Source organism: Pseudomonas sp. FP2300 (assembly GCF_030687595.1).
GTDB classification, from domain to species: domain Bacteria; phylum Pseudomonadota; class Gammaproteobacteria; order Pseudomonadales; family Pseudomonadaceae; genus Aquipseudomonas; species Aquipseudomonas bijieensis.
In genome coordinates, this window is record NZ_CP117440.1 from 1,049,849 (window position 1) to 1,068,450 (window position 18,602).

At 60.8% G+C, this 18,602-nt stretch carries 14 protein-coding genes; 3 read left to right on the top strand and 11 right to left on the bottom strand.

The window, feature by feature from the left end; translation table 11 throughout:
• Window positions 1-903: a glycine betaine ABC transporter substrate-binding protein gene (locus tag PSH86_RS04460; protein WP_109753510.1), complete on the bottom strand. Its 903-nt coding sequence runs from the start codon at window positions 901-903 to the stop codon at window positions 1-3.
• A gap of 25 nt (window positions 904-928) precedes the next feature.
• Complete coding sequence (locus PSH86_RS04465) at window positions 929-1,645, bottom strand: ABC transporter permease (RefSeq protein WP_305488152.1); 717 nt, start codon at window positions 1,643-1,645, stop codon at window positions 929-931.
• Between the two features lie 330 nt (window positions 1,646-1,975).
• On the opposite strand from PSH86_RS04465, the gene PSH86_RS04470 reads away from it, so the two are divergent.
• Both PSH86_RS04470 and PSH86_RS04475 read left to right on the top strand, forming a co-directional pair.
• On the top strand, window positions 1,976-3,559 hold the full coding sequence (locus tag PSH86_RS04470) for a peptide chain release factor 3 (RefSeq protein WP_116834164.1): 1,584 nt from the start codon (window positions 1,976-1,978) through the stop codon (window positions 3,557-3,559).
• A 411-nt stretch (window positions 3,560-3,970) separates the two neighbouring features.
• A complete protein-coding gene (locus PSH86_RS04475; RefSeq protein WP_109753513.1) occupies window positions 3,971-4,222 on the top strand; it encodes a hypothetical protein in 252 nt (83 codons plus the stop codon).
• Window positions 4,223-4,440: 218 nt separating this feature from the next.
• Here the strand turns inward: PSH86_RS04475 and PSH86_RS04480 are convergent, their stop codons facing one another.
• From PSH86_RS04480 to PSH86_RS04520, 9 genes are all read right to left on the bottom strand, one after another.
• Window positions 4,441-5,421 carry a peptide ABC transporter ATP-binding protein gene (locus tag PSH86_RS04480; protein ID WP_109753514.1) on the bottom strand — a complete coding sequence of 327 codons (981 nt, stop codon included), beginning with the start codon at window positions 5,419-5,421 and terminating at the stop codon, window positions 4,441-4,443.
• Window positions 5,421-6,389, bottom strand: a complete 969-nt coding sequence (locus PSH86_RS04485) for an ABC transporter ATP-binding protein (RefSeq protein ID WP_109753515.1) — start codon at window positions 6,387-6,389, stop codon at window positions 5,421-5,423. The genes PSH86_RS04480 and PSH86_RS04485 overlap by 1 nt, the downstream gene beginning before the upstream one ends.
• 10 nt (window positions 6,390-6,399) lie before the next feature.
• The gene (locus PSH86_RS04490) at window positions 6,400-7,311 is read right to left on the bottom strand and encodes an ABC transporter permease subunit (protein ID WP_109753516.1); all 912 of its coding nucleotides are present in this window, start codon (window positions 7,309-7,311) and stop codon (window positions 6,400-6,402) included.
• A gap of 10 nt (window positions 7,312-7,321) precedes the next feature.
• Complete coding sequence (locus PSH86_RS04495; RefSeq protein WP_109753517.1) at window positions 7,322-8,332, bottom strand: ABC transporter permease subunit; 1,011 nt, start codon at window positions 8,330-8,332, stop codon at window positions 7,322-7,324.
• Between the two features lie 75 nt (window positions 8,333-8,407).
• Window positions 8,408-10,003 (bottom strand): ABC transporter substrate-binding protein, encoded by a 1,596-nt coding sequence (locus PSH86_RS04500; RefSeq protein WP_116834165.1) that lies wholly within the window; start codon window positions 10,001-10,003, stop codon window positions 8,408-8,410.
• Between the two features lie 75 nt (window positions 10,004-10,078).
• Window positions 10,079-11,494, bottom strand: coding sequence for an OprD family porin (locus PSH86_RS04505; RefSeq protein WP_109753519.1), 1,416 nt, complete (start codon window positions 11,492-11,494; stop codon window positions 10,079-10,081).
• Window positions 11,495-11,668: 174 nt separating this feature from the next.
• Window positions 11,669-13,270: an ABC transporter substrate-binding protein gene (locus PSH86_RS04510; RefSeq protein ID WP_109753520.1), complete on the bottom strand. Its 1,602-nt coding sequence runs from the start codon at window positions 13,268-13,270 to the stop codon at window positions 11,669-11,671.
• Between the two features lie 306 nt (window positions 13,271-13,576).
• Complete coding sequence (locus PSH86_RS04515) at window positions 13,577-15,202, bottom strand: ABC transporter substrate-binding protein (protein ID WP_305488160.1); 1,626 nt, start codon at window positions 15,200-15,202, stop codon at window positions 13,577-13,579.
• 255 nt (window positions 15,203-15,457) lie between these two features.
• Window positions 15,458-17,059 carry an ABC transporter substrate-binding protein gene (locus PSH86_RS04520; protein WP_305488163.1) on the bottom strand — a complete coding sequence of 534 codons (1,602 nt, stop codon included), beginning with the start codon at window positions 17,057-17,059 and terminating at the stop codon, window positions 15,458-15,460.
• A 1,086-nt stretch (window positions 17,060-18,145) separates the two neighbouring features.
• On the opposite strand from PSH86_RS04520, the gene PSH86_RS04525 reads away from it, so the two are divergent.
• Complete coding sequence (locus PSH86_RS04525) at window positions 18,146-18,532, top strand: DUF6124 family protein (RefSeq protein WP_305488166.1); 387 nt, start codon at window positions 18,146-18,148, stop codon at window positions 18,530-18,532.
• Window positions 18,533-18,602 lie beyond the last annotated feature (70 nt).

The window sequence follows — 18,602 nt, forward strand, 5'->3', positions numbered from 1 at the left end:
TCATTGGGTTGAGAGCAGCGAATGTTGGCGCAGGAAATCGGCGGCAACGGTGGAAGGGCTTTCGTGGTTGACGTCCACGCGGGCGTTGAGCTGGCGCATGGTTGCATCGTCGAACAGTTCGGCCAGAGGCTTGAGCTGTGCGGCCAGTTGCGGATGGGCGTCGAGGAACGCCTGGCGCACCACTGGCGCGGCGGTGTAGTCGGGGAAGTAATGCTTGTCGTCTTCCAGCAATTTCAGCTTGAACGCGTTCAGCCGACCGTCGGTGGTGTACACCAGCCCGGCGAATACCTGGCCGTTGCGCAAGGCGGTGTAGACCAGACCCGCGTCCATCTGCCGGATATTCTTGCGGGTCAGGTTCATGCCGTACTGCTCGACCATGCCCGCCAGGCCGTCGGAGCGGTTGGCGAACTCGGTGTCCAGGGCTACCAGGTGATTGTCATCGGCTTCGGCCTGCAACACCGTGTTCAACTGGCTGATGCTGTTGATCTGCGGGTATTGGCGGGCGATTTTTTCCGGCAGGGCCAGGGCGTAGGTGTTGCTGAACTTCGACGGCGCCAGCCAGGCCAGGCCTTTTTTCGCGTCGAGTTCTTTCACTCGGGCGTAGGACTGGGCGCTGTCGAGTTTCTCGGTGACGTGGTTGTAGGCCACCAGCGACACGCCGGTGTATTCCCACAGCAGGTCCAATTGCCCGGTTTCATGGGCGCTGCGGGCCAGGTTACTGCCCAGGCCACCGGTGATCTGTGCGTCGTAGCCCTTGCTGCGCAGGTATTGCGCGGTGATTTCCGCCAGCAGCGTCTGTTCGGTGAACACCCGCGCGCCGAGGCGGATCAGCGGTTTTTCAGCGGCTTGGGCCAATCCCGCGAACAGCAGGACACAGCCCAGTATCAAGCTCAACTTCTTCATAACGATTTCCTTTATCCGGCCAGGCTTATGACGGGCGCAGGCCGCGTTCCAGCCAGAGGCGGCTGGCCAGTGTCACCAGGCCGTCGAGCAGCAACGCCAGCAGGGCGGTGCAGGCCGCGCCGAGCAGCAACTGCGGCTGGTTGTTCAAGGCAATGCCGGGGAAGATCAGGCTGCCGAGGCTGTTGGCGCCGATCAGGAACGCCAGGGGCGCGGTGCCGACGTTGATCGCCAGGGCCACGCGCACGCCGCCGATGATGATCGGCACGGCATTGGGCAACTCGACTTTCCACAGCACTTGGCGCGGGGTCATGCCGATGCCGACGGCGGCTTCCTTGAGGGAGCCCTGGACATTCTTCAGGCCTTCATAGGTGTTGCGCACGATGGGCAGCAACGAGGCGAGGAACAGGGCGAAGATGGCGGGCCCGCTGCCGATGCCCAGGATGCCCAGGGCGATGGCCAGTACGGCCAGGGGCGGTACGGTGTTACCGATGTTGAACACTCGCATGAAGCGTTCGGCGCGCCCGACCAGGCTGGGGCGGCTTAAGGCGATGCCGGCGGGGATGCCGACAATCAGGGCCGCCAGCATGGAGGCCAATACAAGCATCAGGTGCGCTTGCAGGTAAAACAGCAGATCGTCTTGGTAGCGTTGGATCGTATCGATGCCGATCCAGTGGACCAACAGGGCCAGGAGCGCGACGACGACCGCCCCCCCGATAAGCCCTTTGCCATAGCGGATAGCCACAGGCGGACTCCTTTGTCTTTCAGTCGGCGCACGCTTTCCCGGGCGGCGAACCATCACTGGTTGCCGGGAAAACGTTCGCGAGAAGCAGCTCTTTGGATGCCGGTAAACGGCCGCCAAATCGAGCCATGAGCGCAGCCTCGTCAGGCTAACTTGCTGATTTTTCAGACCCTGACGAATAGCCGTAACAGGGGGGTGGACGCCTCCACGCGGCAAAAGGTTCCCATGCCAGGGAAGATCTGGCCACCCTGGATGTGCTCAACGGTTCGGTTCCTGGCGCAAGTTGAGCTATAATCGCCGCCCTTTTTTGAATCACCTGCCAGGCGATTTCCCATGACCAAACAGGCCGCCGAAGTCGCGAAACGCCGCACTTTCGCCATTATTTCCCACCCCGATGCCGGTAAGACCACCATCACCGAGAAGCTCTTGCTGATGGGCAAGGCGATTGCGGTCGCCGGCACGGTGAAATCTCGCAAGTCCGACCGCCATGCCACCTCCGACTGGATGGAAATGGAAAAACAACGGGGTATTTCCATTACCACGTCGGTCATGCAGTTCCCGTATCGCGAGCACATGATCAACCTGCTCGACACCCCGGGCCACGAAGACTTCTCCGAAGACACCTATCGCACCCTGACGGCAGTGGACTCGGCGCTGATGGTCCTCGACGGCGGTAAAGGCGTCGAGCCACGGACCATCGCGCTGATGGACGTCTGCCGCCTGCGGGACACGCCGATTGTCAGCTTCATCAACAAACTCGACCGTGATATCCGCGACCCGATCGAACTGCTCGACGAGATCGAAGCGGTCCTGAAGATCAAGGCGGCGCCGATCACCTGGCCGATCGGTTGCTACCGCGACTTCAAGGGCGTGTACCACCTGGCCGACGACTACATCATCGTCTACACCGCCGGTCACGGCCATGAGCGCACCGAAGTCAAGATCATCGAGAAGCTCGACTCCGACGAGGCTCGCGCGCACTTGGGCGACGAGTACGAGCGTTTTGTCGAGCAACTGGAACTGGTGCAGGGCGCCTGTCATGAATTCGACCAGCAGGAATTCCTCGACGGCCAACTGACCCCGGTGTTCTTCGGTACCGCCCTGGGCAACTTCGGTGTCGACCATGTGCTCGACGCCGTGGTCGATTGGGCCCCGCGCCCGCTGGCCCGCGTCGCCAACGAGCGCACCGTGGAACCGGTGGAGGAGAAGTTCTCGGGCTTCGTGTTCAAGATCCAGGCGAACATGGACCCCAAGCACCGCGACCGCATCGCCTTCATGCGCATTTGCTCCGGCAAGTACGAAAAAGGCATGAAGATGCGCCACGTGCGTACCGGCAAGGACGTGCGCATCGGCGACGCCCTGACCTTTTTCTCCTCGGAGCGCGAGCAACTGGAAGAGGCCTTCGCCGGCGACATCATCGGTTTGCATAACCACGGCACCATCCAGATCGGCGACACCTTCACCGAAGGCGAAGCCTTGGGTTTCACCGGCATTCCGCACTTCGCCCCGGAACTGTTCCGCCGCGTGCGCCTGAAAGACCCGCTCAAGTCCAAGCAACTGCGCCAGGGCCTGCAGCAACTGGCCGAGGAGGGCGCCACCCAGGTGTTCTTCCCGGAGCGCAGCAACGACATCATCCTCGGCGCCGTCGGTGTGCTGCAGTTCGACGTCGTCGCCAGCCGCTTGAAAGAGGAATACAAGGTCGAGTGCTCCTACGAGCCGATCACCGTGTATTCCGCCCGTTGGGTTGAATGTGGCGACAAGAAGAAACTCGAGGAGTTTTCCAACAAGGCCGTGGAAAACCTTGCTTTGGACGGCGGTGGTCACCTGACCTACCTGGCCCCGACCCGGGTCAACCTGGCGCTGATGGAAGAGCGCTGGCCGGACGTGAAATTCCGCGCGACCCGCGAGCATCACTAAACGCTGAGCTGCAAATCAAAACCCCCGTTGTGAAAACAGCGGGGGTTTTTTATGGCTTGTCCCATGTCCTGAACATAAATAACTCACTGTGGGAGCGAGCCTGCTCGCGATAGCGGTGGGTCAGTCAGCATCTATGTCGGATGTGCCGCCGTCATCGCGAGCAGGCTCGCTCCCACACTGGATCTTCATGGGCAAATACTTGTGTTCGGCACAGATCTCCTTGTGAGAGCAAACCTGCCCCCATACGGGCGTTAGTAGGTTTGGAGATAACCCTTATTCGAAACCAATCTGTCGGGCAGCGGCATTTCTGGTTGTTCTTAAGCGTCCTATCTGGTGAACCGGCCTGTTCAGAACTAGATTTTCTTGAGCGCCGTCAGGCCCCGGCTTTATCCGGAAAAGAAGGAATTGGCTATGAACAAGCTTCTACGCATGATGTTTTTGCTGAAGGTGCTGGTGATGCTGTCTCTGGGGTCCACGGCTGCGTGGGCGGAATGCGATGAGCACGAGCAGCACGCGTCGAGTGGCTCGGTGGTGCACGGTGAGTGGATGCTTGCCGCGACCGATGCGGACGCAGGTGATTCGGACGATGGCGAGGACGATGATGGTGCGCCAATCGACACGCCAGATGACGATGAGGATGCAGAGGGCGATAGCCAGACGTAGATATCTGACCTAAAAGAAAACCCCTCCAGCTCCAACTGATACTCAGTCGGGACTGGAGGGGTTTTTTAGGCCGGGCGCATGACCCCAGGCGAAGACTTACCCTTGTGGCGAGGGAGCTTGCTCCCGCTGGACTGCGCAGCAGGCCCAAAAAAGAGGGTCCGCTGCGCGGCCCAGCGGGAGCAAGCTCCCTCGCCACGGTTTATCGCAAGTGCTGGCTGTTACGCCGCGCCTTCGAGGAACTGCTCGGCGTAGTGACACGCTACCTGCCGGTTATCGAGCAAGCGCAGGGCCGGTTCTTCCGTCTTGCAGCGCTCGGTTGCGTACGGGCAGCGCTTGTGGAAGGCGCAGCCGGACGGTGGGTTGAGCGGGTTGGGCAGTTCGCCGACGATCTTGATCTTCGGCTTGTTCGGGTCCGGGTGGATGGTCGGGGTGGCCGACAGCAGCGCCTGGGTGTACGGGTGCAGCGGGCGACTGTAGATCGACTCGTTGGGGCCCATTTCCACCGGGCGACCGAGGTACATCACCATCACGTCGTCGGCCACGTGTTGCACCACCGCCAGGTTGTGGGAAATGAACACGTAGGCGGTGTTGAATTCCTCCTGCAAGTCCATGAACAGGTTCAGCACCTGGGCCTGGATCGACACGTCCAGCGCCGACGTCGGTTCGTCCGCCACCAGCACCTTGGGTTGCAACATCATGGCGCGGGCCAGGGCGATGCGCTGGCGCTGGCCGCCGGAGAACATGTGCGGGTAGCGCTGGTAATGCTCGGGGCGCAGGCCCACCTGCTTCATCATCGCCTGGACTTTTTCCCGCCGCTCGGTGGCCGACAGGCTGGTGTTGATCAGCAACGGCTCGGCCAGCTGATCACCGATTTTCTGCCGCGGGTTGAGGGACGCATACGGGCTCTGGAAGACCATCTGCACGTCTTTACGCAATTGCTTGCGCTCGGCCTTGTTGGCACCGGTCACTTCCTGGCCGGCGATTTTCAAGGAGCCGGAGGACGGTTCTTCGATCAGCGTCAGGGCCCGGGCGAGGGTGGATTTGCCGCAGCCGGATTCACCCACCACGGCCAGGGTCTTGCCAGCTTCCAGTTCGAACGACACACCGTTGAGGGCGCGCACGGTCGCATGGCCCTTGAACATGCCACGGGACACTTCGTAATGACGGGTCAGGTCACGGGCGGTAAGTACGACGGCCATCACGCCACCTCCTGGTTCAACGGGTAGAAGCAGCGGGCGAGGCTGTTGGATTTCGGATCAAGGGCCGGGCGTTGCTGGCGGCAGTTGTCCTGCACATAGGGGCAGCGCGGTGACAGCAGGCAGCCTTGCGGACGGTCGTAGCGACCGGGGACGATGCCGGGCAAGGTCGCCAGGCGCTCGGCGCCCATGCTGTGCTCCGGAATCGCCGCCAGCAACGCTTCGCTGTACGGGTGGGCGGGGATGTCGAACAGCTCCGGCACCTTGCCCACTTCCACCGCTTGGCCGGCGTACATCACGCACACGCGCTGGGCGGTTTCAGCCACCACGGCCAGGTCGTGGGTGATCAGCACCAGGCCCATGTCCTGCTCTTTTTGCAGGGCCAGCAGCAGGTCCATGATCTGCGCCTGGATGGTCACGTCCAGGGCGGTGGTCGGTTCGTCGGCGATCAACAGTTTCGGCTCGCCGGCAATCGCCATGGCAATCGCCACGCGCTGGCTCATGCCGCCGGACAGTTGATGCGGGTAGGCGTCCATGCGGCTGGCCGCGCCGGGGATCTCGACCTTTTCCAGCAGCTCGATGGCGCGCTTGCGGGCGGCCTTGCCGGACATCTTCAGGTGCAGGCGCAGCACTTCTTCAATCTGGAAACCCACGGTGTAGCTGGGGTTGAGCGCGGTCATCGGGTCCTGGAAGACCATCGCCAGGTCCTTGCCGACGATCTGCCGGCGCTGGCGGCTGCTCAGCTTGAGCATGTTCTTGCCGTCGAAGTTCAGTGCATCGGCGGTGACAATGCCGGGATGCTCGATCAGGCCCATCAGCGCCATCATGGTCACCGATTTACCCGAGCCCGATTCGCCGACGATGGCCAGTACTTCGCCCTTTTCCACGGTCAGGTCCAGGCCGTCGACCACCGGCACGGCGGTGGCGTCGCCGAAGCGAACGTTGAGATTCTTGATTTCTAGCAGTGACATGGGAATCTCCTCAGGCGGCATTCTTGAGTTTCGGGTCCAGCGCATCGCGCAAACCGTCGCCCATCAGGTTGATTGCCAGCACGCTGAGCAAAATGGTCAAGCCAGGCAGGCTCACGACCCACCAGGCGCGTTCGATGTAGTCGCGGGCCGAGGCCAGCATGGTGCCCCACTCCGGGGTTGGCGGTTGTACGCCGAGGCCGAGGAAGCCCAGGGCGGCGGCGTCGAGGATCGCCGAGGAAAAGCTCAGGGTCGCCTGCACGATCAGCGGCGCCATGCAGTTGGGCAGCACGGTGATGAACATCAGGCGTGGCAGGCCGGCACCGGCGAGGCGGGCGGCGGTCACGTAGTCGCGGTTCAGCTCGCCCATCACGGCGGCGCGGGTCAGGCGCACGTAGGACGGCAGCGAGACGATGGCGATGGCGATCACGGTGTTGATCAGGCCTGGGCCGAGGATGGCGACGATCGCCACGGCCAGCAGCAGCGAGGGCAGGGCCAGCATGATGTCCATCAGGCGCATGATGGTCGGGCCGAGCAGGCGCGGGAAGAACCCGGCGAACAGCCCCAGCAGGATGCCCGGGATCAGCGACATCACCACCGACGACAAGCCGATCAGCAGCGACAGGCGCGAGCCCTGGATCAGGCGCGAGAGCAAATCGCGGCCCAGCTCGTCGGTGCCCAGCAGGAACTGGATCTGCCCGCCCTCGAGCCACGCCGGCGGCGTCAGCAGGAAATCACGGTACTGCTCGCTCGGGTCGTGAGGCGCGACCCACGGCGCGAAGATCGCGCAGAACACCACCAGGATCATGAACAGCAGCCCGGCCACGGCGCCCTTGTTGCGGGAAAACGCCTGCCAGAATTCTTTGTACGGGGACGGATACAGCAGGCTTTGATCGACTGCTACCGCGGTAGTTGGAGTACTCATGGTTTTGATCTCAGCGCTGGTGACGGATGCGTGGGTTGGCAAAGCCGTAGAGGATGTCCACGACGAAGTTGACCAGAATCACCAGGCAGGCGATTAACAGGATGCCGTTCTGCACCACGGGGTAGTCCCGGGCGCCGATGGCTTCGATCAGCCACTTGCCGATGCCCGGCCAGGAGAAGATCGTTTCAGTCAGGACCGCACCGGCCAGCAGCGTGCCGACTTGCAGGCCGACCACGGTCAGCACCGGGATCAGCGCGTTGCGCAGGCCATGCACGAATACCACGCGCGAAGGCGACAGGCCCTTGGCTCGGGCGGTACGGATGTAGTCTTCGCGCAGCACTTCGAGCATCGAGGAGCGGGTCATGCGGGCGATTACCGCCAGCGGAATGGTGCCCAGCACGATGGCCGGCAGGATCAGGTGGTGCAGCGCATCGAGGAACGCGCCGGGCTCATCGGCCAGCAGCGTGTCGATCAGCATGAAGCCGGTCCGCGGCTCGATGTCGTAGAGCAGGTCGATCCGCCCCGACACCGGCGTCCAGCCCAGGGACACCGAGAAGAACATGATCAGGATCAGGCCCCACCAGAAGATCGGCATCGAATACCCCGCCAGGGAGACGCCCATCACCCCATGGTCGAACAGGGATCCTCGCTTGAGTGCCGCGATCACCCCGGCCAAAAGGCCCAGGATGCCGGCGAACAACAGGGCGGCCATGGACAGTTCCAGGGTCGCGGGAAACAGAGAGCTGAACTCGGTCCATACGCTTTCACGGGTACGCAGCGATTCGCCGAGGTCGCCGTGGGCCAGTTTGCCGATGTAGTCCAGGTACTGGGCATACAGCGGTTTATTGAGGCCAAGGCGTTCCATTGCCTGTGCATGCATTTCGGGATCGACCCGACGTTCGCCCATCATCACTTCCACGGGATCGCCGGGGATCATGCGAATCAACGCGAAGGTCAGCAAGGTGATGCCGAAGAACGTGGGGATCAGTAATCCCAGTCGGCGGGCAATAAAACTAAACATCTTCAGGTGTACCTCATCAGCCGGTTAGGCGTGCCCGGCAACTCTTGGGTCAAGAGCGGCCGGGCGTTTTCTTATCTACTTCACCTGGGTGGTGGCGAAGTTGTTGGTGGTGAGCGGGCTAATCACATAACCCTCTACGTTGTTGCGCATTGCGGTGAACATGCGGGTGTGGGCCATGCTGATCCATGGCAGGTCCTGGTTGAAAAGCACCTGGGCCTGTTCATAGAGCTTGATGCGTTCCTCAGGGTTCACTGTGGCGCGAGCCTGGTCGATCAGCGCCTGGAATTTCTCATTGCACCAGCGCGCGTAGTTTTCGCCGTTCTTGGCCGCCTCGCAACTGAGCATAGGCGTCAGGAAGTTATCCGGGTCGCCGTTGTCGCCCGCCCATCCGGCGGAAACCATGTCGTGCTCGCCGTTTTTCGCGCGCTTGAGCATTTCGCCCCATTCCATCACGCGGATGTCGACCTTGATTCCTACCTTGGCCAGGTCGGCCTGCATCATCTGCGCGCCGAGCATCGGGTTGGGGTTGGTCGGGCCGCCACCGTTACGGGTGAACAGGGTGAATACGGTGCCTTCCGGCACACCGGCTTCCTTGAGCAACTCACGGGCCTTGTCCAGGTTGCGAGGCGGGTTCTTCAGGTCGTGGTTGAAGCCCAGCAGGGTTGGCGGATACGGGTTGACCGCCACGGTGGCGTTGCCCTTGCCGAACAGCGCGTTGACGTAGGCTTCCTTGTCGAAGGCCAGGTCGATGGCTTTGCGCACCCGCACGTCGCTCATGTATTTGTGGCTGGTGTTCAGGGCGGTGTAGGAGACGGTCATCGCGTCCAGTTCAGCGACCTTCAGGTTCGGGTCTTTCTTGATGCTGGGGATGTCATCCGGTTTTGGATACAGCGCGATCTGGCACTCGTTGGTCTTGAGTTTTTGCATGCGCACGTTGTTGTCGGTGGCGATGGCCAGCACCAGGGCATCGGCCGGCGGCTTGCCACGGAAGTAGTCCGGGTTGGCCTTGAAGCGCACCTGGGCGTCCTTGTTGTAGCGCTGGAAGATGAACGGCCCGGTGCCGACCGGCTTGCTGTTGAGATCGCCGGCCTTGCCTGCCTTGAGCAACTGGTCGGCGTATTCGGCCGGGTAGATCGAGGAGAAGGCCATGGCGATGTCGGCCAGGAACGGCGCTTCGCGGCGGGTCAGGCTGAACTTGACCGTGTGCTCGTCGACTTTCTCGACGCTTTTGAGCAGTTCCTTGAAGCCCATGCTTTCAAAGTACGGGAAGCCCACGCTCGACAGCTTGTGCCATGGGTGATTCGGGTCCAGCTGGCGCTGGAAGCTCCAGACCACGTCGTCGGCGTTCATGTCGCGGGTCGGCTTGAAGTATTCGGTGGTATGGAACTTGACGCCCTTGCGCAGGTGGAAGGTGTACGTCAGGCCATCGTCACTGATGTCCCAGGATTCGGCCAGGGCCGGAATCACTTCGGTGGTGCCGGGCTTGAAGTCGGCCAGGCGGTTGAAAATGGTTTCTGCCACGGCGTCGGCAGTGACTGCAGTCGTGTACTGGACCATGTCGAAGCCTTCCGGGCTGGCTTCTGTACAAACCACCAGGGGTTTGGCCGCGGCGCCAACGGCGACACTCAGCAACGCAGCGGCGATGGCTGCGCGTAGGGGGATCATGTTCATCGTCAATCCTCTGCAATCGGGTAAATGGCAAAAGACCGGGCGGTTGACCTTGTGAGTCGACCGCCCGGTGGGAGTTTAGAGAATGTTGAACGGAATGGTGGTGACCAGGCGGAACTCGTTGAGGCTGCCGTCGGCCTGGTTTTCGCTGGCGCGGTGTGCGGTGTAGGTCGCACGGATCGCGGTGGCTTTCAAAGGACCGCTCTGTACGGCATAGGACGCGCCGACGCCGTATTCATAGTGGTGCTCACCGTCCATGGCCCGCACGTCGCTATAGCCAGTGCTGTTGTAGTGGGTACCGTCGATGCCCCAGCCGCGCGCCTGGTAAATGTTGAACTTCAGGCCAGGCACGCCGTATTCGGCCATGTTCAGGCCGTAGGCGATCTGGAAGGATTTCTCGTTCGGGCCGTTGAAGTCCGACAGCAGGGAGTTGGCCAGGTAGATGCCGTTGGTTTCGTGCAGGTAGTCGAAGTACTCGTTGCCGTTCACTTCCTGGTACGAGAAGGTCAGGCTGTGGGCTTGGTGCGTCAGGCCGAACGACAGGGAGTAGGTGTCGTTGTCGATCTCGCCGAGTTTGCTTTTGCCCGAGTCCACGGTCTTGTAGTAGTTCAGGCCGGTGGTCAGGCTCAGCACCGAGCTGTCGCCCAGTTCATGGGTGGCGCCGAAGTAGTACTGGTTCCACATGTCCTCGGCCTGGGTCGCCCAGAGGCTGGTCTTCAGGCTGGCCAGGGGCTGGTAGGTGATACCGGCGGTGTTGACGTGATCGGTTTCAACGCTGCTGTCGCCGTATTCGGAACGGAACTTGCGCAGGCTCTCTTCGGTACGCGGCGAGTTGCGGTCGAAGGTGGCGATGTCAAAGCCCAGGTTTTCGAACTCTTCGCTGTGCAGGCTCACACCCTGGAAGCTGGAAGGCAGGGCACGGTTGCCGATGACGTCGACCATCGGGCTGCTGAAGTTCTGGCGGCCAGCGGTCAGGGTGGTGTTGGAAACGCGGGCCTTGACGTTGGCCAGGCCCAGTTTGCTCCACTGGCCTACGGCGTCGCCGCCTTCGCGGGTCAGGGTACGGTTGTTGCCGGCGCCAGGACGGGTGGTCGGTGCGCCGCCATTGTTGGACGCCAGGTCCTTGCGGTCCTGGTCCAGGGCGATGGCGTTGTAGGCGGCCAATTCGGTGCTGAAGCCTACGGTGCCTTCGGTGAAGCCCGAGTTGTACTTGATGATAGTGCCTTGCACCCAGTTGATACGCCGGTCGGTCTCGCGTGCTTCGCCGTTCTTGCGATAGGTGAGTTTCGCGCCGCGCTTGAATTGCTCGTTGGCGTACCAGTTGCGAGTGGTGCCACTGATGGACTGGCCTTCGATGAAGCCCTTGGCTTCGCTTTGCTCGCTGGTGGTCTTGAGGGTCACTGGAGTGACCGCCTGGCTCTGGGATTCTGCATAGGCTGTCGCGGTGATGCTGCTGATGGCCAGGGCCAGTATCGCGGTGCTGCTCAGTTTCATGGGTAAAGCTCCTTTTCTTTCTTTTTTAATGCCGGTCTTTTTTGGTGATACGGCTATTGGTTTTTACAACTCATTCACAGCTGGCAAACGTTTGCATGGCGCCTGATCGGCGAATTCAGGCAAGACGTCTGCGAGAGGGCTTCCAGAGGAAACCCTCGCTGCGTGGCTATACGGTTATGGGTTCAGGCTGACGCCCGAGAACACGTTGCGACCGAAGGGGCTGACTTTGAACCCTTCGACTTTGGCACTCAGCGGCTGGTTGACCGTCGAGTGGGCAACAGGGGTGATCGGCACTTGCTGCTTGAGCAACTGCTGGGCCTGTTTGTAGAGCACGGTGCGCTGGTCGCGGTCGGTGACGACCTTGGCCTGCTTGATCAGCTTGTCGTAATCCTGGTCACACCACATGGAGTAGTTGTTGCCACCAATGGCGTCGCAGCTGTACAGCGTGCCCAGCCAGTTGTCCGGGTCGCCATTGTCGCCGGTCCAGCCGATCAGGCTGATGTCGTGCTCGCCGTTCTTGGTGCGCTTGATGTACTCGCCCCATTCGTAGCTGACGATCTTCACCTTCAGGCCGATCTTCGCCCAGTCGGCCTGGAGCATCTCGGCCATCAGCTTGGCGTTGGGGTTGTACGGGCGTTGCACGGGCATGGCCCAGAGGGTGATTTCGGTACCTTCCTTGACCCCGGCGGCCTTGAGCAATTCCTTGGCCTTTTCCGGGTTGTAGGCGGTGTCCTTGATCGTATCGTCGTAGGACCATTGGGTCGGCGGCATGGCGTTGACCGCCAGTTGCCCCGCGCCCTGGTACACGGCATTGAGAATGCCCTGCTTGTTCACCGCCATGTCCAGCGCCCGCCGCACCTCGACCTGGTCGAACGGCTTGTGGCGGGTGTTATAGGCGATGTAGCCAAGGTTGAAGCCGGGCTTCTCGATCAACTGCAGCTTGGGGTCGTTTTTCAAGGCCGGCACGTCGGCCGGGCGCGGATGCAGGGTGACCTGGCATTCGTTGGCCTTGAGCTTCTGCACCCGTACCGAGGCATCGGTGTTGATGGAGAAGATCAGGTTGTTCAGCTTGACCCGTTCCGGCGCCCAGTACTGCTTGTTGGCGACGTAGCGGATGTTGGAGTCTTTCTGGTAGCTCTTGAACTCGAATGGCCCGGTGCCGATCGGTTTCTGGTTGATGTCGCTCGGCTTGCCGTTCTTGAGCAACTGGTCGGCGTATTCGGCCGACAGGATCGCGGCGAAACTCATGGCGATGTTCTGGATGAACGCGGCGTCCACGCTGTTGAGGGTCATGACCACCGTCAACGGCCCGGTCGCTTCCACCTTGGCGATGTTCTTGTTCAGGCTCATGCCGTTGAAGTACGGGAACTCGGTGGGGTAGGCCTTGCGGAACGGATGCTGCGGATCGAGCATGCGGTTGAAGGTGAACAGCACGTCGTCGGCGTTGAAGTCCCGGGTCGGGGTGAAGTAGTCGGTGGTATGAAACTTCACGCCTTCACGCAGGTGAAAGGTGTATTTCAGGCCGTCCTCGGAAATGTCCCAGCTGGTCGCCAGGCCCGGAACGACATTGGTCGCGCCTTTTTCGAACTCGGCCAGGCGGTTGTACAGCGGTTCGGCGGCATCATTGTCGGTGGCCGTGGTGTATTGCGCGGTGTCGAAACCGGCGGGGCTGCCTTCGGAACAGAACACCAGGCTGCCGTCAGCGGCCTGGGCTGCGGATGTCGCGGCCAGCAGGCCGGTGCCCAGCAATGCGGATAAAACCAAGGTATGGCGCATGTGGCTCCCTCTCTCGTTCGGGGTGTTTTAACAGTGAACCGGTATTTGTCCGGGGACAGGTCCGGAGCACTGAGCTCATTCCATTGCGTAGCGATGCCGCAGGGCAGGCAAGCCGTCCAGGCCTCGACGGTATGAGTCGTGGACCGGTCGGTAAATGCGTAATGCCTGAAAGACTTGTGGGAAAAGGCGATACGTCCTAAACCAACTGCTGTGGTACGCAGTGTTTTTGGATGTAGGCGATTTCCTGAGTCTTGGTCTCGGCCGATAAAGCAACGGCGACGTTGAAGACGCCGCCGTTGCCTATCTTTATTTGCTGACGCTGACGCCGTAGAAGGAGTTCAAGCCGAATGGGCTGATCTTGAAATCCTGCACGTTGGCGCGCATGGGTTGATACACCGTCGAGTGAGCGATAGGTGTCATCGGCACGGCATCCTTGAGGACGTGTTGTGCCTGTTTGTACAGTTCGGTGCGCTTGGACTGGTCGGTGGTGCGCTTGGCTTCCTTGACCAGGCCATCGAACTTCTTGTCGCACCATTTGGAGAAGTTGTTACCGGCCAGCGAGTCGCAGCCGAACAGCACGTTGAGCCAGTTGTCCGGGTCACCGTTGTCACCGCTCCAGCCGATGATCATCGCCTGGTTCTCGCCGCCTTTGGAGCGCTTGATGTACTCACCCCATTCATAGCTGACGATGTTGACGTTCAGGCCGATCTTCTTCCAGTCGGACTGCAGCATCTCGGCCATCAACTTGGCGTTCGGGTTATACGGACGCTGGACCGGCATCGCCCACAGGGTGATGTTGGTGCCTTCCTTGACGCCGGCTTCCTTGAGCAGCGCCTTGGCTTTCTCAGGGTCGTACTTGGCGTCCTTGATGGTGGTGTCGTAGGACCATTGGGTCGGTGGCATGGCGTTGACGGCCAACTGGCCGGCACCCTGGTAGACCGAATCGATGATCTGCGGCTTGTTGACCGCCATGTCCAGCGCCTGGCGGACTTTCAGGTCAGCCAGCACGTTCGGCTCGTTGCTGCCCTTGATCTTGTCCATCACGTTATAGGCGATGTAGCCCAGGTTGAAACCGGCCTGGTCAGGCATCTTCAGCGTCTTGTCTTCCTTCAGGGCCTTGAGGTCGGCCGGGCGTGGGAAGAGGGTGATCTGGCATTCGTTTTTCTTGAGTTTCTGCATGCGCACCGACGGGTCGGTGGTGATGGCGAAGATCAGGTTGTCGATCTTCACGTCCTCAGGCTTCCAGTAATCCTTGTTCCCGGTGTAGCGGATGTTGGAGTCTTTCTGGTAGCTCTTGAACACGAACGGGCCGGTGCCGACCGGCTTCTGGTTGATGTCGGGTGCCTTGCCTTCCTTGAGCAGCTGGGCAGCGTACTCGGCGGACTGGATCGAGGCGAAGCTCATGGCCATGTTCTGGATGAACGCGGCGTCGACATCCTTGAGGGTGAACTTGACGGTGTGGTCGTCGACTTTGTCGATCTTGGTGATGTTGGTGTCCATCCCCATGTCGGTGAAGTACGGGAATTCGGTCGGGTACGCCTTACGGAACGGGTCGTCCTTGTTGATCATGCGGTTGAAGGTGAACAGCACGTCGTCGGCGTTGAATTCGCGGGTCGGCTTGAAGTACGGGGTGGTGTGGAACTTGACGCCTTCACGCAGGTGGAAGGTGTAGGTCAGGCCGTCTTCGGAAATATCCCACTTGGTCGCCAGGCCAGGAATCACAGCGGTGCCGCCGCGTTCGAACTGGGTCAGGCGGTTGAACATGGTCTCTGCAGAGGCGTCGAAGTCGGTTCCGGTGGTGTACTGACCAGGGTCAAAACCGGCCGGGCTCCCTTCGGAGCAGAACACCAGGTTAGTCGCGGCTTGGGCGAAAGGTGCGCTGGCTAGTAAGCTGGCGCCGACTAAAAACGGAATGACCGCTTGTTTAAGCATGTTGGCCTCATGATTTGTTGTCATTTTTGGATTTGAGGGCGACCTCGTGAGTCGTCCTGCGGATACTTATGCAGGCCCCATACCCAATGCAAGATCCAGAGCGGTCACAAGTCCGAAACAGTGGCACGAACGTACCTTAATGTCGCATCTGTGTAACTTCCGACGCATTTGATCGTTTGCGCGTGTTTTTTTGAGGAAAAACGCGCCCTTTCCCGGTGCGCTGCGCAGCCGCAATGCACCGGAAATGGGCGGGTGTTACTTCTTCAAACCCACGCCGTAGAAGGGTGTGAGGCCGAATGGGCTGAGTTTGAAATCCACCACTTGCCTGTTTATTGGCTGGAATACCGTGGAGTTGGCGATCGGGGTGATCGGCACCTGTTGCTTGAGGATTTTCTGCGCTTGTCGGTACAAATCGATACGTTGCTGGCGGTCGGTCGAGACCTTGGCTTGCTGGATCAAGCGGTCATACGCCGGGTCGCACCACTTGGCGTAGTTGCTGCCCTTGACCGCCGCGCAGCTGTACAGCACGCCCAGCCAGTTGTCGGGGTCGCCGTTGTCGCCGGTCCAACCGTAGATCATTGCATCGTGTTCGCCATTTTTTGCACGCTTGATGTACTCGCCCCATTCGTAGCTGACGATGTTGGCCTTGATCCCGATCTTGGCCCAATCCTGCTGGATCATCTGCGCAGACATTCGCGCATTGGGGTTGGAGGCACGCTGCACCGTCATCGCCCATAAATCGATGGTGGTACCCGGTGCAACCCCGGCTTCCTTGAGTAGCGCCTTGGCCTTGGTTATGTCGTGGGGCGCGTCCTGGATGGTCGGGTCGAACGACCACTGTGCTGGCGGCAAGGCGTTCTGTGCCAACTGTCCGGCACTCTGGTACACGGCCTTGATGATCGCCGGCTTGTCGATGGCCATGTCCAAAGCCTGGCGGACCTTGAGCTGGTCCAGGGGCGGGTGCGTGACGTTGTAGGCCAGGAAACCCAGGTTGAAACCGGGCTGCTTGAGCACTTGCAGGTTCGGGTCTTGCTCGATCACTTCGATGTCGGCCGGGCGTGGGTAACCACTGACCTGGCATTCGCCACGCTTGAGTTTTTGCAGGCGTACGGCGGCGTCCGGGGTGATGGAGAAAATCAGGTTGTCGAGCTTCACGTCCTCGGGTTTCCAGTACGCCGGATTGGCGGCGTAGCGGATCTGCGAGTCCTTCTGGTAGCGCTTGAACACGAACGGACCGGTGCCGACGGGTTTCTGGTTGAGGTCGCTGGCCTTGCCTTCCTTCAGCAACTGCGCTGCGTACTCGGCGGATTGTACGGATGCAAAACTCATCGCCAGGTTTTGCACGAAAGCCGCGTCGACGTTGTTCAGGTTGAAGCGCACGGTGTGCTCGTCGACTTTCTCGACGCTTTTGATCGTGGTGTTCAGGCCCATGTCGGTGAAGTACGGCGACTCGGTGGGGTAGGCCTGGCGGAATGGGTGTTGCGGGTCGAGCAGGCGCTGGAAGGTGAACAGCACGTCGTCGGCGTTGAAGTCGCGGGTGGGGGTGAAAGTGTCGGTGGTGTGGAATTTCACGCCGTTGCGCAGGTGGAAGGTGTAGGCCAGGCCGTCGGGTGACACGTCCCAGCTCGTGGCCAACCCGGGTTCGACCTCGGTGCCGCCGCGCTTGAATTGGGTAAGGCGGTTGAAGACGGTTTCGGCCGAGGCGTCGAAGTCGGTGCCGCTGGTGTATTGGCTGGGGTCGAACCCGGCGGGGCTGGCTTCGGAGCAGTAGACCAGGGTGGTGGCGGCTTGGGCTATTGGGGCGCTGCTGATCAGGGCTAGGGTGAGCAGGAGGGGCTTGAAGGTGGTTCTGTCCATGAAATCCCTTGGGGTGGTGACGGTTTTCAGGAGGGTAGCGTTGTGGGTGGGGGTGTTGGAAATATCGAAAAGTGAGGGGGACTGTTGGGTTTGGGTATAGCGCTTTGGACGAGGCGGCCTTATAGCCGGCCTGTTTCTCCCGGGCGTACTCCGATCGGATCTGTGGGAGCAAAGCTTGCTCGCGAGGCGGCCTTACAGCCGACCTGTTTCTCCCGGTTGTACGCCGATCAGATCTGTGGGAGCAAAGCTTGCTCGCGAGGCGGCCTTATAGCCGGCCTGGTTCTCCCGGTTGTACGCCGATCAGATCTGTGGGAGCAAAGCTTGCTCGCGAGGCGGCCTAGTAGCCGACCTGTTTCTCCCGGTAGTACTCCGATCAAACTGTGGGAGCGAGCCTGCTCGCGATGGCGGCCTGATAGCCGGCCAGGATTTTGTTGACCGGGTACATATCCATTGCTGCGGTAACGGCTACTTAGGGTTCCGCCCTTACGGCGGGTCACTTTCGAAAAGCGCGAAAGTAACCAAAGCGCTCCTGCCCCACCACTCGGTGCCTCGCCTAGGCTCGGCATGCCCTCACTCCGGCATTGCTCCGTGGGCCCGCCGCGAAGGGCCATCCATGGCCCAGCGCGGCTATCCCGGCATCCATGCCGGGATGCCCACTCCACAATGCCTGCGTTCGGCCATCGTGGTTAACGGGGCGCCAAAATCTACGTCCACCGCGAGGCGGCCTGACAGCCGGCCTGGTTCTCCCGGTCGTACTCCGTTCCCATTGTGGGAGCGAGCTTGCTCGCGAAGGCGGCCTAACAGCCGGCCTATCCCCCACGGATGTACCCGATAAGTTATGTGCGGGTTTGTTCGCGACGGCGGCCTGAGACGCGGCATCAGTCATTCATTTGTATCGGAAGGGTCATCGGCCCCGAAACGAAACATCCCACAGCTTTTTAGGGTTGTCCCTCGGAAATGCACTCTCTAACCTTTTGCCTGTCGCTGCGAAAACAGCGACCGGGAGTGGGAACCCGAAATTAACAGGTCGTAAGCCTCACGACCATAACGGCAAGTGATGGCTCCAATTTCATCAGGAGCATGCACATGAATGAAGGAAAGACTGAACCGAACTTCAACAGAATTAATCCATTGGCGGATTTCGACGCCATCGAAGACCTACTCAAAGACCGCGCCGCCGCCGAGCGCGCCCTCAATCATTACCTCAACCCAAAGCCTCCAGAGCCAAGCACCGATCAGCGCATCGACAGTCTGTTTTCAGTCACGGCAAAAGCCGACACCGACACGCTACTGACCAGCACCTCCGAAACCCTGGCCTCGGTAAAAGCCATGGCCGAGGACCTGGCCTTTGAGGTAGAGGGCACGCGGCGCAGTGTGGCGTTGGGGATTCATCAGTTGGTGGAGTTGTGCCAGTTGCTGGTGGACAAGGCGTTGGATCAGTTGGAAGCGTCCGGCAGCCCGGCCGAAATGTAGCGAGGGAAGGTGTTACCGACCACCCATTTAAGGTCGGGCACAAACTTGTGGCGAGGGAGCTTGCTCCCGC

Coding starts and splice junctions, on each gene's coding strand:
- PSH86_RS04460 (WP_109753510.1), bottom strand. CDS start 903: ATGAAGAAGTTGAGCTTGATACTGGGCTGTGTCCTGCTGTTCGCGGGA.
- PSH86_RS04470 (WP_116834164.1), top strand. CDS start 1,976: ATGACCAAACAGGCCGCCGAAGTCGCGAAACGCCGCACTTTCGCCATT.
- PSH86_RS04475 (WP_109753513.1), top strand. CDS start 3,971: ATGAACAAGCTTCTACGCATGATGTTTTTGCTGAAGGTGCTGGTGATG.
- PSH86_RS04480 (WP_109753514.1), bottom strand. CDS start 5,421: ATGGCCGTCGTACTTACCGCCCGTGACCTGACCCGTCATTACGAAGTG.
- PSH86_RS04485 (WP_109753515.1), bottom strand. CDS start 6,389: ATGTCACTGCTAGAAATCAAGAATCTCAACGTTCGCTTCGGCGACGCC.
- PSH86_RS04490 (WP_109753516.1), bottom strand. CDS start 7,311: ATGAGTACTCCAACTACCGCGGTAGCAGTCGATCAAAGCCTGCTGTAT.
- PSH86_RS04495 (WP_109753517.1), bottom strand. CDS start 8,332: ATGTTTAGTTTTATTGCCCGCCGACTGGGATTACTGATCCCCACGTTC.
- PSH86_RS04500 (WP_116834165.1), bottom strand. CDS start 10,003: ATGAACATGATCCCCCTACGCGCAGCCATCGCCGCTGCGTTGCTGAGT.
- PSH86_RS04505 (WP_109753519.1), bottom strand. CDS start 11,494: ATGAAACTGAGCAGCACCGCGATACTGGCCCTGGCCATCAGCAGCATC.
- PSH86_RS04510 (WP_109753520.1), bottom strand. CDS start 13,270: ATGCGCCATACCTTGGTTTTATCCGCATTGCTGGGCACCGGCCTGCTG.
- PSH86_RS04515 (WP_305488160.1), bottom strand. CDS start 15,202: ATGCTTAAACAAGCGGTCATTCCGTTTTTAGTCGGCGCCAGCTTACTA.
- PSH86_RS04520 (WP_305488163.1), bottom strand. CDS start 17,059: ATGGACAGAACCACCTTCAAGCCCCTCCTGCTCACCCTAGCCCTGATC.
- PSH86_RS04525 (WP_305488166.1), top strand. CDS start 18,146: ATGAATGAAGGAAAGACTGAACCGAACTTCAACAGAATTAATCCATTG.